The following is a 14,025-nucleotide window of genomic DNA, read 5'->3' as shown; positions in this document are numbered from 1 at the left end:
CAATTTAGGGTGGTACCGCGAATTTTTCGTCCCTGCATATATTGCAGGGACGTTTTTATTTTATTAGCATGTATCATATGACCCTTTATTTTGTGATACATTCCTTTCACAAGCTAGGGTGGTACCGCGATTTCTTCGTCCCTGCATAATTATATGCAGGGACGTTTTTTTATCCAATCATTTCCGTATCATATTAAGATGTTGACAATTACCGGTAATTTGTCGCAAAATTCTAAATTTTAGAAGGAAATATACGATATTGGCGAATTTTATATAAAAAAGGCTATTTTAAATTACTTAGGAGGGGAAAACAATGGTTTCAAAAATTGAATCTATTCTTTTAACATTTTTTATCTTTTTCTGTATTGGCTTTAGTGTTATTCAATTAGAAGTTTCACCACATATCCCAATTTTATTCGGCATCGTTATTTTATTAGCTTTTGGATTTATGAAAAAAATCTCTTGGTCTACTATGGAAAAAGGGATGATCAGTAGTATTTCAGCTGGTATTCCATCTATTTTTATTTTCTTACTTGTAGGAGTATTAATTAGTGTTTGGATCGCAGCTGGAACAATTCCAACTTTAATGGTATACGGTTTCCAACTTGTATCTCCAAAAATTTTCGTTCCAACTGTTTTTGTTGTTTGTGCAATTGTTGGAACAAGTATCGGTAGTGCCTTTACAACTGCCGCAACTGTAGGACTTGCCTTTATGGGCATGGGTAGTGCTCTCGGATACGATCCAGCTCTAATCGCTGGTGCAATTATTTCTGGTGCATTCTTTGGAGATAAAATGTCTCCTTTATCTGATACAACAAACTTAGCTCCTGCTGTAACGGGTGTAGATTTATTTGAGCATATTCGTAACATGCTTTGGACAACAGTTCCAGCTTTCATTATTGCTTTTATCGCATTTTTCATTTTAGGAAGCGGCACTAGTGGAGACGTTGACTTCACAAACTTTATTAGCACGTTAGAAAAAAACACAACGATTTCTATCGTTACACTTATTCCAATTTTATTACTGTTCCTATTCGCATTTAAAAAAGTTCCAGCAGTTCCAACATTGCTTGCAGGAATTGTGGTAGGAATTATTATTCTCTTTATTTTTAATCCTAGCACTTCTTTAGCTGATTTAATGAAAATTATGCAAGACGGCTACGTTTCTAAAACTGGTATTAAAGACATTGATAGCTTGCTATCTCGCGGTGGTCTACAAAGTATGATGATGTCGATTGCACTTATTTTCCTAGCTCTTTGTATGGGAGGTTTATTACAAGGAATGGGTATTATAGCGCAGCTGATGAATATCATCTCTAGCTTTGTAAAAAATAGTACACGCTTAATTATTTCTACTGCTTCAACTGCAATTGGTGTAAACTTCTTACTTGGTGAGCAGTACTTATCCATCGTTTTAACAGGACAAGCATTTGCTAACAAATACGATGAAGTCGGTCTAGAACGTCGTAATTTATCACGAGTATTAGAAGATGCAGGTACAGTTATTAACCCACTCGTACCATGGGGTGTAAGTGGCGTATTCTTAACAAACGTCCTTAGTGTTCCAACATTCGATTACCTGCCATACGCAATCTTCTGTTTAGCTTGTCCAGTCTTAACAATTATTGTTGGTTTCACTGGGTTTGGCCTTTCATGGAAGAAAGAAAAAGCAGTACCAGTTTCATAATGTATACGTGAAAAAAGGATTACCGATTACGGTAATCCTTTTTTACAATACTTTACTATCTATTTGCTTTCTTTCTTCTAAATAACATAAGTAATCCCGCTCCAACAAACGCTAGACCAGCTCCAATTGTAGAAGCAACACTTGCGCCTGTTTTCGGTAAATCACGTTCTTCTTTATTTTCACTTACAGTTGTTTCTTTTGTATTTTGATTGTCCTTTATAGTTTGTCCAGATTCTGTTTTGTTTCCATTATTATCTTCACCTGTTGGTGGCGTCGTTGGATTTCCTCCATTATTGCCTTCACCTGTTGGCGGTGTCGTTGGGTTTCCTCCATTATTGCCTTCACCTGTTGGCGGTGTCGTTGGGTTTCCTCCATTATTGCCTTCACCTGTTGGCGGTGTCGTTGGGTTTCCTCCATTATTGCCTTCACCTGTTGGTGGCGTCGTTGGATTTCCTCCATTATTGCCTTCACCTGTTGGCGGTGTCGTTGGGTTTCCTCCATTATTGCCTTCACCTGTTGGTGGCGTCGTTGGATTCTCTCCACCAGTTTCCTTATCATCATTCTTCTTCGTTATATCAATTGCATATTTAGCAAATTCATTTTCAGATGGTCCCACATATGATATTTTCCCATCTTTCTTTATATGCTTTTGTGCATTTGGTGAAGAGTCAAATGTTGTATTTAATTTATCTGCAACAATTGGTTTAAATGTCCAATTTTGATCAGCTGCTGGATCAATAACTGGTGTTTCTTGCATATACTTCACAATGATTTGACGTGTTTCATCTTGTGATTGATATACAACTTCCCCTTTACTTACACCCGGGAACGTTTGGCTACTTCCACGATAGTTATTTGTAGCAACGATGAACTCTTGATTATCAGCTACTGGTTTACCTTCATATGTCATATTTACAATACGATTCGTATTTGCATTTACAACTTTTCCATCTTTATCATATTTCGCCGGCTGTGTCACGTCAATTTCGTATTTTAAGCCATCTAAAATATCAAAATTATATGTAGGATAGCCTATATTTACTAATGGTTGTTCTTCTGTTTTCGCTGCATCAATTTGATTAAACTGACCTGCAGACATTTCAAGCCATTCTTTCACTTGTGCCCCATTTACTTTTACAGCATACAACGTATTTGGATATACGTATAAATCCGCTACGTTTTTAATCGCTAAAGTTCCAGCTGGAATATCAGTATAATATGTAGCACCGTTTCGGCCACCCGCTTTAAATGGTGCCCCGGCAGATAAAACTGGAATTCCTTTATATTTACTGTATTGTCCATTTTCAGCAAATAATTTCTCAACGTACCATTTTTGTGCATTTGTCACAAGTTGTACGGAAGGATCATCTTGTACTAATGAAAAATAACTATTAATTGGTGCTGTCGTTTTACCTACAGCTGTATTTACATAATCGATTGTCGCTTGATGATCATCTTTAATTTCATTAACTAATTTTTGATCAGATTCTACTAATGGGTTGCCTTTACTATCAGCAATCGGACGAAGTTGTGGCTTAGACTGATCTTTTTGCACTTCCCATTTTCCGTTTACCTTTTTCAATTGCATATCAATAATACCTAAGTTACTACCAAAAACACCAGGCATTACAACTGGAACACCATTAAATATATCCTTCACTTCAGTATGTGAATGTCCCATTAATACTGCATCAACACCAGCAACTCCTGTTAAATAATATGATGCGTTTTCCATTCCAACATTGTATCCACTCTTATCAACACCTGAATGAGCTAGTGCAACGATAACGTCCGCACCTTTTGCTTTCATTTCTGGAACTAACTTTTCCGCTGTTTGAACAATATCTTTCGCTTTTACTTTTCCTTCTAAATTCGCTTTATCCCAGTTCATAACTTGCGGTGGAACAAATCCCATTACACCAATTTTCACTTTTTGTTTTTGGCCAGATTCATCCTCTACTTCTTTTTCAAAAATATGATATGGTTCAAAGTAATGCTTGTCATTCTCTTCAATACCATCATGATCATCTGTATAAACATTCGAGTTAATAACTGGGAATTCTGTTTTACTAATCACTTTGTTTAAATAATCTAAACCGTAGTTAAATTCATGATTTCCAAGAGAGATGACGTCATACTTCATTAAATTCATTAAACGATATAATGGATGTGTATAACTAGGATCCACAGGATTTTTCGGATCATTTATTTTATTCGCTACGTAATCTCCAAGCGGTGTCCCTTGTAATGCATCCCCATCATCAAATAGGACAGAGTTCTTCGCTTCTTCACGCGCTTTATTAACAAGTGTTGCAGTTTGCACAAGACCTACTTTATTATCTGTTTTCGTTTGATAATAATCGTAATTCATTAAGTTAACGTGAATATCTGATGTTTCTAAAATTCGTAAGTTAACTGTACTCTCCCCAGCTTTTTCCTCTGCTTGAGCTGTTGTTGGCAACACTTGCGGTGCTATAACGCCAATAGCAAGTGTTGCTCCAGCTAGCATTTTTTTTGACTTTTTCACAAAAAATCCCCCTTATACAATTACCAGAAATAATGAAATGAATCCCTATCTGTCTCTAACCACATACCTTTTTTCTTCTATTAGAGACACAATTTTCATTTCACCCTGCGCTAACGAGTAGTCCCCTTAAACGCCCGATTGATGAAGACTAACAATTAATAGGAAATAAAGCTCCCACTAATTAAAGTTTCACCTTATCTGACATTATCATATCTAAAGTTCTTTCATACCGTCAATATTTTTTGACATACTTCTACAAATTTTCTGTAAAGTCATTGTGAATTTTTCATAAATATATAATATGCCCTTACATTGCTTATACTGCTGAATATGATACAATTACCAATTACAAGGAGGATGAATTTATGAAAAAAGTCATCTTAACAATTGTTTGTCTCCTCCTTCTAATCATTTCTTGTTCTAATTTTGAAAAGAACGATGAAATAGAACAAAAAGAAACTGAAGGAAAAGCAGAAAAAACATCTGCTCCAAGTTGGATTGATAAGCAAACGAACGACTCCTTTTATCATCTAGTATTAGGTGATTCACTCGCCAAAGGATATGGATCTACACAAGGGGGATTTGCCGAATTAGCTTCTAAGCAAATAGAAGGACAAATTCATAAACCAATTACGGTAGAAAATCTCGGTGTAAACGGTCTCACTACAGGTCGTCTCGTAAAAAAAGTTCAGTTAGAAGAAGTACAACAAAAAATTAGGGAAGCCAATATCATTACTATTAATATTGGCGGAAACAATTTATTTCGCTTAAATCGTGATGTAGGTGTTATAGATGGTATTAAAATGTTAAATAAAGAAAAAACTCGTTTTGAAACGGATGTAAAAACTATTGTAAAGACCGTTCGAGATCAAAATCCGAATGCTTTACTCATTCTCTCTGAACTCTATAACCCTTTACAACTCGATGACTCCATCGCAAGTTATGCAGATAGGTTTTTAGATGGCTGGAATGATTCTATTTATTCTATTTCAAAAGCACATCAACCGTCGATTGTTTTACCAATTCGCAAATTAATATCGAATGATAAAAAAGATTTACTATTTGACCAAGTACACCCAAATGATAACGGTTATGCGATTATTGCCAATACATTTACAAAGCAAGTGTTATCCTACAAATATTAAGGCTACCATGAAACAATTCTATTTTTATACCTTGTCTTTTTTGTTACAATGATAGTGGAAGGGGGCCGTTATATGGAATCACGCGAGTGGGAACGTATTGTTGATCATCTTCTTTCGCTAGTGCCTCTTTTTTATCGCAAATTTATGCTTCCTGGAGAGTTTTCTTCTCAAAGACATATGCCGCCATCACATACGCAAGTGTTACTGCTTTTGCATGAAAATGGTACATTAGCAGTTTCAGAAATTGGCAAGCGGCTAGCGATTTCACGGCCTAACATGACCCCTCTATTAAACAAACTTATTCAAGAAGAACTAATAGAGCGTCATTATAGCGAAAAAGATCGACGGGTCATTTTAATTTCCCTGACAACTGAAGGGAAATTACTAGTAAATCAGTATCAGCAATTCATTTTAGACAAACTAAAAGAAAATTTTCAAACATTATCTGAGGAAGAGCGTGAAAAGCTCATTCATTCTCTTAAAACCATTCAAAATTTAATTTTGAAAACAAACGCATAAAGCTGCTTCTAAATAGAAGCAGCTTTATGATTCGTAATAATTACCATAGTATACATTTGAATACGGCCATGTCGTTAAATATGGTTTTTTCTCTTGATTAACCTGTTGCTCAGGTTGTTGTAGTTGCTGCACTTGCTGTGGTTGCTGATACACTCCGAATTGTCTCCTCATATCATGTATCGGATAATATGTTGGATACGAGTATACTTGAGGTACGTAATAATAATACATTCATTCTCTCCCCCTTTTTCTTAAACATATTCAAAGGAGAAAATGAATGTGACATTCTTTATATTTGCACGAGTGGTTCTCTCACCCGTTTCTTTCTTTTCTTCAAACGTAACTTACGATTCTTTTCATATAAATAATGCACAACGAAATATGAAATTACCCCAAACACAACTCCTATTATCGTCATACCAATTAATACATACACTTCACTCTGTAATAAGCTCTTTAACATTGTGAAAATATGGCTCGAAAACAAATCCGATATCGTAAATGGTTCATGGTGTATTTTTTTCACATGAAATGGATAAATCATTTTCCCTAACGCATAAGCAAACGGAAATAAAAATACCGGTAGAAACGATATTTTCCCAATAATATTACCAATAACTGCGGCTGGAAAAGACCCCTTTGCTAACCTGACAATTGGATAAAATATTAAATATACGAGCGATGCCGTATAAATTACTAACATTTCTAACCCAAATCCAATAGCAAAACCTAATGATACTTTTTTTGCTCCTTCTGGTGATCGAAGCAACTTAAAATATTGAAACTTTAATATTCTCCACATCCGCTGAAAAAACGAATATGTCTTCTTAGTTGTCTTCACAATTATCATCTCTTTAACTATATTTTTTCTATTTAGTATGTCCTTACATCATATGAAAAACAAATTTAGTTTTCTCTTGTTATTATAAATGATATAGAGATGATTAACCAAATATACATCCGACATTTCGATATAAAAAAACCTTCCTTTTTAGGAAGGTTTTCCAGTAGTTTGAAACAAACTCACTAATAACGCTTTTTGAGCGTGCAATCGGTTACCAGCTTGCTCAAAAACGATAGACTGTGGTCCGTCTATAATCTCTCCAGTTACTTCTTCTTCACGATGTGCAGGTAAGCAGTGTAAGAAACGATATGTTTGCTTCGCATTTATAACAAGCTCTTTATTTACTTGGAACGGCTGGAATAAAGTATATTTCTCTTCTTCTCCTTCTTGCCCCATACTCATCCAAACGTCAGTATATATAAAATCCGCTTCACTTACTGCTAATTTAGGGTTATGCAAAATTTCAATTTCAGCCCCTGTTTCACCTGCAATCGCTAACGCTTTTTTTACAATTTCTTCATTCGGCTCATACCCTACGGGAGTTGCAACAGTCATATTCATTCCTACTTTTGCACTCGCTAACAATAGCGAATGACATACATTATTCCCATCACCTACGTAAGCTAATTTAATCCCTTTAAACGTATGAACTTCTTCATATATCGTCATTAAATCAGCCAATGCTTGGCAAGGATGATGATCATCAGTTAAACCGTTAATAACTGGGATACTGGACTCTTTCGCAAGCTCTTCTACATCCGCATGTGAAAATGTGCGTATCATAATTCCATCAATATAATGAGACAGTACTTTCGCAGTATCTGAAACCGTCTCTCCTCTTCCGATTTGCATCTCTTTCCCACTTAAAAACATTCCATGTCCTCCGAGCTGTACCATTCCTGCTTCAAAAGAAACACGGGTACGAGTTGAATGCTTATCAAAAATGAGACCTAATATTTTCCCTTCTAATAATGGTTCATTCTTATTCTTCTTTAAATATATAGCGAATTCAATTAAAGAAATGATTTCTTCTTGCGTCAGTTCCTCTAATGTTAAAAGATCTTTCGTATTTAATTTCGGTACTTGTACAGTTGACATGAAATCTCCCCCTTATATAATTGATACATTTTTTGTACAAACTACTTTTTTTATCATATATACTGCTTGTTCTAGCTCTTCATTCGTTACAATAAGTGGTGGTAATAGTCTTATAACATTAGGCCCTGCTTGTAATACGAGAAGCCCCTCCTTTTCTAATTGTTCTATGAACTTCGAAACTTCATGCTTGCATTCGATTCCTATCATAAGTCCCTTACCACGAATATCTTGAATACATTCGACATATTGCAATTCATCTTGCAATTTCTTTAATACGTTCTCGCCCTTTTCCTTTACTTCTTTTAAAAACGATGGTTCCTTAATTAATTGCAATACTTCTTTCGCTGCAGTCATGGCAATATAATTCCCACCGAAAGTTGAACCGTGTGATCCAGCAGTAAAAGATGTGCCGAATTCTTTCCGGCCAATCATCGCTCCAACTGGAATGCCATTTCCTAGTGCTTTTGCAACTGTAACGATATCCGGTTGTATTCCCATTTGCTCATATGCAAATAGCGTTCCGGTTCTTCCTATCCCCGTTTGTACTTCGTCTATAATAAAAAGAGCATTGTACTCATTACATAGCTTTTCAATTTCTTTCAAAAAGGATGGATTAGCTAATATTACCCCACCCTCACCTTGAACAACCTCCACCATTATTGCGGCAACTTCTTCAGTCATCACTTCTTTTAATGCTTGTATATCGTTAAAAGGGGTATGTAAAAAAGACGGAAGTAATGGACCAAATCCTTCTTTCACTTTATCTTGACCTGTTGCACTCATCGTTCCAAATGTTCTGCCGTGGAAAGATTGTTGACATGTTACGACGAGAGATTTCCCAGTATGTTTACGGGCTAGCTTTAAAGCTGCTTCATTCGCCTCCGCCCCGCTATTACAACAAAACACATAATCCAATGCTGTGTCTTCTGTTAATAACGATGCAACCTCTTCTTGTAAGGAGTTCGCGAATAAGTTAGATATATGCCATATGTTTCCGAGTTGTATTTCTACTGCCTTTACAACAGTAGGATGACAATGTCCTAAGTTACATACTCCAATACCAGAAGTGAAATCTAAATATTGCTCACCATTTTTATCAATAACTTTCGCCCCATTGCCCTCTACAAACTCAATATTTCTTCTCCCATACGTTTGAAAAAGATGACTCGTCATACGATACTCACGCCTTTCGTTACCGTCGTTCCGATACACTCTCCCGTAACCTCAGTAAAATCTTTTGTACCATTCACAATACTTACCTTTTGCACTCCCATTTTTAATGATGCCAGTGCCGCCTGTACTTTCGGAATCATCCCACCTGTAATAACTCCTTTTTCTATAAAAGTAGCAATTTCAAATTCATCCGTTTTCTTTACTAAATTCCCTTCATGTAATATCCCATCTACATCCGTAATAAAAATGAGTTCTTTTGCGGATAGCGCAGCCGCAATCCCAGCTGCAGCAGTATCTGCATTTATGTTATAAATTTCATTACCATTTACCCCTATTGGAGCAATAACAGGAATATACTCCATATTTATTAGTCCTTTTAATAAGGCTGTTTCTACATACCTTACTTCTCCCACATATCCTATTTCTTCGCAGATAGGTTGAACTTGAAGTAACTTACCGTCACACCCTGAAAGCCCAACTGCAAGTAAATGATGTTTTTGTAAATTCATTACGAGTTTTTTATTCGTACTTCCGCATAGCACCATTTGAACAATATCCATAACTTCTTTTGGCGTTACTCGTAATCCATGTTTCTTTTCTACCTTGATATTAGAGTTTTCTAACTTGGCATCAATTTCTGGGCCACCGCCATGGACAATAATAACCTTATACTTATTTTGTAATTTCTTTATGCACTCAAAAAACACACTATTTAATCGATTCAACATGCTACCGCCGCATTTAACTACAATATAATCGCTCATCTTCTCTCTCCTTATGTACGATAACAAGCATTTATTTTCACATAGTCATAACTTAAGTCGCAGCCCCAAGCTGATCCTGTTTCATCGCCTAAATGCAAATACACATCAATTTTTATTTCGTGTTCTTGTAATTTCTTTGTCATTTCCTCTTCAGAAAACATTTGAGGCTCACTATTTTTTAATACCTCGATAGATTGAAGAGTTATATCAATTGTATTTGGGTTAATAGTTACTTCACTCTGCCCAATACTACTAATAATTCGTCCCCAATTTGGATCCTCGCCGTATATTGCTGTTTTTACAAGACTCGAACCGATTATTTGCTTTGCAATCTTATTTGCCTCTTCATTTGTTTTAGCACCTTGCACATTTACTTCTATTAACTTCGTAGCCCCTTCACCATCTTGCGCAATTTTTTTTGCTAAATCTTCACATACCTTCTGTAAAGCGAATACGAAAGTTTCCCAGTCTTTATGTTCCATATTCATCGTTTTCGTTTCTGATAATCCACTTGCCATAACGATGACCATATCATTCGTAGAAGTATCTCCATCCACCGTAATTTGATTAAACGTATGATTCGTAACCTGTGATAATACTATTTGCAATACATCATGCTCTATATTGATATCTGTTGTAATAAAACTAAGCATCGTTGCCATATTCGGATGAATCATCCCTGAACCTTTAGCAACACCAGCAATCGTCACTTCTTTCCCATCAATGATCATCTCATAGCAAGTTTCTTTCGTTATAAGATCCGTCGTTAAAATCGCTTCCGAAAAAGAATGTGCTTCACTTACTTCCTTCGTCAGTACAAGAGATCCAACTCCCTTTCGGATTATATCCATCGGTAAAGGGACACCAATTACACCTGTTGAGGCTACTGCAACATAGTTTTCTTTCACTCCAAAATGTTCCGCCCCTAATGCGCGCATCTCGTATGCATCTTGTAACCCTTTCATTCCAGTACAAGCATTTGCATTTCCGCTATTGACGATAATTGCTTGTAATTTCCCCTCAGCCGCTATACTATCTTTCGTTACTTGCAGCGGGGCTGCTTGTATTTGATTTGTTGTATAAACAGCGGCGCATGATGCTGGCACTTCACAAATAATTGCACCTACATCCTTTTTCTCCTTTTTCAAACCATTTGCAGTACCGATTGCCGAAAAGCCTTTCGGCGTTACAATTGAACCATTTTCTAATTTTGTAATAGACTCTACTTTAATCATCACGTCCTCCTTATGGATAAAGCGGCATATGCTGTAAACCCGTTGTTTCTTCTAGTCCCGCTAATAAATTTACATTTTGAATCGCTTGCCCAGCCGCGCCTTTCATCATATTGTCTATAACAGAAACGACCGTAACTCTTTCTGTTCTTTCATCATAAGCCACCCCAATATCACAATAATTTGAGCCTCTTACTTCTTTCGGACTCGGAAATTCTCCTTGAGAACGAATTCGAACGAAAGCTGAGTTATGATACGTTTCTTCATACAACTTTTGAAGTTGCCCTATTTCCATTTCCTTTTTCACTTTCGCATAAAGTGTAATCATAATCCCCCGTGATATCGGTATTAAATGTGTACTAAACGTGATTGGCTTCATTTCACTATTCCACTCTACAAGCATTTGCTCAATCTCAGGAATATGCTGGTGCTGATTTACTTTATAAATGTGAAGATTATCATATAGCTCCGGAAAGTGAGTCATTGTTGTTGGAGTTTTGCCCGCTCCAGATACACCTGATTTTGCATCAATGATAATCGAATCTGCTTCAATCATTCCGCTACGTACTAACGGTGCTATCGCTAATAATGCAGCTGTCGCAAAACATCCTGGGTTTGCAATTAAATTTGCATTTTGAATCTCAGGTCTTTTCCATTCACTTAATCCATATACTGCTTTCCTAAGGATTTCTGCTTCTGCAGCTGGCCGCTTATACCACATTTCATATGACGAAGGATCTATCATCCGAAAGTCACCAGATAGGTCAATCACTTTTAAACCTACTTCTAATAATTGTGGCGCTAGCTCTGCCGATACTCCTGCGGGTGTTGCTAAAAACACCACCTCTGCTACCTTCCTTATTTCATCCACATCAATTTCTTGCAACTTATGAACGAGAATATTTCGCAAATGCGGATATGCATTTGCTATGCACTCACCAACTTGCGAAAAAGAGTGAAGAGATGCTATTGAGAAGTATGGGTGTTGCTCTAATAACCTAATTAATTCAATACCCCCATATCCAGTTGCTCCAATAATTGCGACTTTCATAAGCTCCTCCTCATATCGATTCTTTAAATTAAGTATGATTATAATATTGTATAATTATAGAGTCAATTAAATATTTATTAATTTTTAAAACTTTAAAAACTTAATTTTACTAGAAAAACAATATAAACAATTGAATTTTTATACAAAAACAGTGTATATTAGTATTTTCATTTCACTTCAAGTACAATAAAACAATACATGTATACATACAGGCGGGGGAAAACATGAATGAAAAATTAATTGAGAAAATGATTACAAAAAGTTTTCGGCAATATCAATGTAATCCTGTTTCAAAAGAGGATCAGGAAATGCTAATTAAACATATTCAAATGTTAATTCATTCAAATATCAAAATTGATTTATACGAGGCAGTTGAGGATGTCGTTTACGATTATGTGACTGGAAAATAAAAAAATAGGAGATTTCCATATGGAAATCTCCTCAGAGTGTTGGGAAACCCTTTAGGGTTCCCAACACTCTGAAATCTTTTTGATTTTAGCAAATGAAAACAACATAAAATAATAGAATTTAGAAAAATAGCCCTCCACCAGACCCTTTTTGGTCAGATGGAGGGCTATTTTTTTCATATTTTGACAAGCTGAGGTGAGATAAGCCTGCATTTGGACAGACTTCAGCCCCCGAAACCGAGCATATCGATAGCCATGGAGTTCTTTGGCGTCCGCAAAGCTTCGCTCTATAGTTGAACAGCGTACTTTATACAACTTTTTCCCTGTAACTGTTAGCTTGTTTTTTCTAGCGATATCTTTATATTTCTCCCATACATGATGAGTGATAACTTTTTGTTTCTGTTTCTTTGAAAAGCACACCTCACGTAGCGGACAAACAGCGCAGTCTTCTGGATTCGATTTATATTGACGATATCCTTCGCGATCCGTTGTCGCATACTCTAAAATACATCCCATCGGACAAGCAAATGCATTCATTTCTTCTACATATTTAAATTGGCTTTTCGGTACTTCTTTATTTCGCTTTCCAAATCGGCGATACCCCATCACCATAAATATATTTCTTTCTGATAATTTCTTACAGATATAACCTGTAAAATAGCCTGCATCAAGAGCTACAGCTTCCACCTTAAATCCGAATTTATTAATTTGAGCTTGTAGACGTGCTAAATACGGCTCGGAATCTGCCATATTTCCAGCCGTTATATAGGTATCTGTAATGATATTGTACTTCGCATCAGTTGTACGATGATCTAAGAAATGAAAACCGTTCGGTTTTCCATCTCTCATTAAAAATCCACTATCTGGATCCGTAGTGCTTATACGAGTTTTTTTAGTAGGGGTATCACTTTCCTTTCTAGGTTTTAATTCTTTTTTCCGTGTACCTCACGATCTTCGATTACCGCAGCTTCTAGTTCATCTATATAAAACTTTGCCTTTTCTTTTTTATATTTATGTACAAATTTATTTTTATTAGCATTGGCCTTAATATGTGTAGAATCTGTCATCAGTGCACGTCCTCCCACCATCCGGTTCTCCGTCGCTTGCCTCACAATCTCATCAAAAATTTCTTCGAAAATATTTGTATGAATAAAACGGGTACGGCGATTCCAACTGATTGTAGAATGATCTGGAATAGTATCTGATAGAGAAAACCCTAAAAACCAACGGTAGGCGATATTCGTTTTAATCTCCTTTTCCAATTGACGCTCAGAACGAATACCATAAAAATATCCAATAAACATCATTTTGAATAAAACGATAGGATGGATTGACGGACGTCCATTGTTTTCACAGTAATAAGGGCGTAACTTCTCCTCAATAAAATCAAAACGAATTGTCGCTTCAATCGCACGAAGGAAATGATCTTGTGGAACTAACTCTTCTACAGAAACAGATACACGTTCATCGCGATGATTTTTTAAAGCACCCATCATAAGAAATCTCTCCTTTTCCTCTTTTTTATCAGTGTTGACACATAAAAAGAGGTTCAGACACAAAAACAGGCTGTGGAGAAGA

The 14,025-nt window shown here is 36.1% G+C and carries 13 protein-coding genes and 1 other annotated feature (1 of these 14 running past the window's edge); of the genes, 4 read left to right on the top strand and 9 right to left on the bottom strand.

The window, feature by feature from the left end; all coding sequences use genetic code 11:
• Positions 1–37: a binding site (T-box leader), on the top strand; it begins 184 nt to the left of the window's first position.
• A 276-nt stretch (positions 38–313) separates the two neighbouring features.
• Positions 314–1,687 carry a Na+/H+ antiporter NhaC gene (gene nhaC, locus CDB3_RS03540; protein ID WP_128853491.1) on the top strand — a complete coding sequence of 458 codons (1,374 nt, stop codon included), beginning with the start codon at positions 314–316 and terminating at the stop codon, positions 1,685–1,687.
• Between the two features lie 55 nt (positions 1,688–1,742).
• On the opposite strand, the gene cpdB is transcribed toward nhaC, so the two are convergent.
• Positions 1,743–4,214, bottom strand: coding sequence for a bifunctional 2',3'-cyclic-nucleotide 2'-phosphodiesterase/3'-nucleotidase (cpdB, locus tag CDB3_RS03535; RefSeq protein WP_128853490.1), 2,472 nt, complete (start codon positions 4,212–4,214; stop codon positions 1,743–1,745).
• A gap of 365 nt (positions 4,215–4,579) precedes the next feature.
• Here cpdB and CDB3_RS03530 point away from each other — a divergent pair, with 365 nt between their 5' ends.
• A complete protein-coding gene (locus CDB3_RS03530) occupies positions 4,580–5,359 on the top strand; it encodes a GDSL-type esterase/lipase family protein (protein WP_128853489.1) in 780 nt (259 codons plus the stop codon).
• A 72-nt stretch (positions 5,360–5,431) separates the two neighbouring features.
• A complete protein-coding gene (locus CDB3_RS03525) occupies positions 5,432–5,878 on the top strand; it encodes a MarR family winged helix-turn-helix transcriptional regulator (RefSeq protein WP_002111682.1) in 447 nt (148 codons plus the stop codon).
• A 24-nt stretch (positions 5,879–5,902) separates the two neighbouring features.
• On the opposite strand, the gene CDB3_RS03520 is transcribed toward CDB3_RS03525, so the two are convergent.
• The 7 genes from CDB3_RS03520 to argC all read right to left on the bottom strand — a co-directional run bounded on the left by CDB3_RS03520 (position 5,903) and on the right by argC (position 12,040).
• Entirely contained in the window at positions 5,903–6,109 is a 207-nt protein-coding gene (locus CDB3_RS03520; protein WP_128853488.1) for a hypothetical protein, read from the bottom strand.
• A gap of 58 nt (positions 6,110–6,167) precedes the next feature.
• Entirely contained in the window at positions 6,168–6,719 is a 552-nt protein-coding gene (locus CDB3_RS03515) for a DUF2062 domain-containing protein (RefSeq protein WP_128853487.1), read from the bottom strand.
• A gap of 150 nt (positions 6,720–6,869) precedes the next feature.
• The gene (argF, locus tag CDB3_RS03510) at positions 6,870–7,820 is read right to left on the bottom strand and encodes an ornithine carbamoyltransferase (RefSeq protein WP_128853486.1); all 951 of its coding nucleotides are present in this window, start codon (positions 7,818–7,820) and stop codon (positions 6,870–6,872) included.
• Positions 7,821–7,832: 12 nt separating this feature from the next.
• Positions 7,833–8,993 (bottom strand): acetylornithine transaminase, encoded by a 1,161-nt coding sequence (locus CDB3_RS03505; RefSeq protein WP_128853485.1) that lies wholly within the window; start codon positions 8,991–8,993, stop codon positions 7,833–7,835.
• Positions 8,990–9,757, bottom strand: coding sequence for an acetylglutamate kinase (gene argB / locus CDB3_RS03500; RefSeq protein ID WP_128853484.1), 768 nt, complete (start codon positions 9,755–9,757; stop codon positions 8,990–8,992). Before argB ends, CDB3_RS03505 begins: the two co-directional genes overlap by 4 nt.
• An 11-nt stretch (positions 9,758–9,768) precedes the next feature.
• Positions 9,769–10,992: a bifunctional glutamate N-acetyltransferase/amino-acid acetyltransferase ArgJ gene (argJ, locus tag CDB3_RS03495; RefSeq protein ID WP_128853483.1), complete on the bottom strand. Its 1,224-nt coding sequence runs from the start codon at positions 10,990–10,992 to the stop codon at positions 9,769–9,771.
• A gap of 10 nt (positions 10,993–11,002) precedes the next feature.
• On the bottom strand, positions 11,003–12,040 hold the full coding sequence (gene argC, locus CDB3_RS03490; RefSeq protein ID WP_128853482.1) for an N-acetyl-gamma-glutamyl-phosphate reductase: 1,038 nt from the start codon (positions 12,038–12,040) through the stop codon (positions 11,003–11,005).
• A gap of 224 nt (positions 12,041–12,264) precedes the next feature.
• Here argC and CDB3_RS03485 point away from each other — a divergent pair, with 224 nt between their 5' ends.
• Positions 12,265–12,450 carry a YqzH family protein gene (locus tag CDB3_RS03485; RefSeq protein WP_097830763.1) on the top strand — a complete coding sequence of 62 codons (186 nt, stop codon included), beginning with the start codon at positions 12,265–12,267 and terminating at the stop codon, positions 12,448–12,450.
• Positions 12,451–12,501: 51 nt separating this feature from the next.
• On the opposite strand, the gene CDB3_RS03480 is transcribed toward CDB3_RS03485, so the two are convergent.
• Positions 12,502–13,943 (bottom strand): IS1182 family transposase gene (locus tag CDB3_RS03480; RefSeq protein WP_372708522.1). Its coding sequence is split into 2 segments (ribosomal slippage): positions 12,502–13,382 and positions 13,382–13,943, totalling 1,443 coding nucleotides; the frame shifts between segments, so codons are not numbered across the junction.
• Positions 13,944–14,025: the final 82 nt, after the last annotated feature.

Origin of the sequence: Bacillus sp. CDB3, assembly GCF_002081505.1 — a bacterium.
Classification (GTDB): Bacteria; Bacillota; Bacilli; order Bacillales; family Bacillaceae_G; genus Bacillus_A; species Bacillus_A cereus_AT.
This window is presented reverse-complemented; position numbering and strand designations above follow the sequence as displayed.

Bases quoted from the DNA above. Each gene is read 5' to 3' on its own strand.
- argB (WP_128853484.1), bottom strand. From the start codon at position 9,757: ATGAGCGATTATATTGTAGTTAAATGCGGCGGTAGCATGTTGAATCGA.
- CDB3_RS03520 (WP_128853488.1), bottom strand. From the start codon at position 6,109: ATGTATTATTATTACGTACCTCAAGTATACTCGTATCCAACATATTAT.
- CDB3_RS03505 (WP_128853485.1), bottom strand. From the start codon at position 8,993: ATGACGAGTCATCTTTTTCAAACGTATGGGAGAAGAAATATTGAGTTT.
- argF (WP_128853486.1), bottom strand. From the start codon at position 7,820: ATGTCAACTGTACAAGTACCGAAATTAAATACGAAAGATCTTTTAACA.
- CDB3_RS03525 (WP_002111682.1), top strand. From the start codon at position 5,432: ATGGAATCACGCGAGTGGGAACGTATTGTTGATCATCTTCTTTCGCTA.
- CDB3_RS03530 (WP_128853489.1), top strand. From the start codon at position 4,580: ATGAAAAAAGTCATCTTAACAATTGTTTGTCTCCTCCTTCTAATCATT.
- argC (WP_128853482.1), bottom strand. From the start codon at position 12,040: ATGAAAGTCGCAATTATTGGAGCAACTGGATATGGGGGTATTGAATTA.
- argJ (WP_128853483.1), bottom strand. From the start codon at position 10,992: ATGATTAAAGTAGAGTCTATTACAAAATTAGAAAATGGTTCAATTGTA.
- nhaC (WP_128853491.1), top strand. From the start codon at position 314: ATGGTTTCAAAAATTGAATCTATTCTTTTAACATTTTTTATCTTTTTC.
- CDB3_RS03485 (WP_097830763.1), top strand. From the start codon at position 12,265: ATGAATGAAAAATTAATTGAGAAAATGATTACAAAAAGTTTTCGGCAA.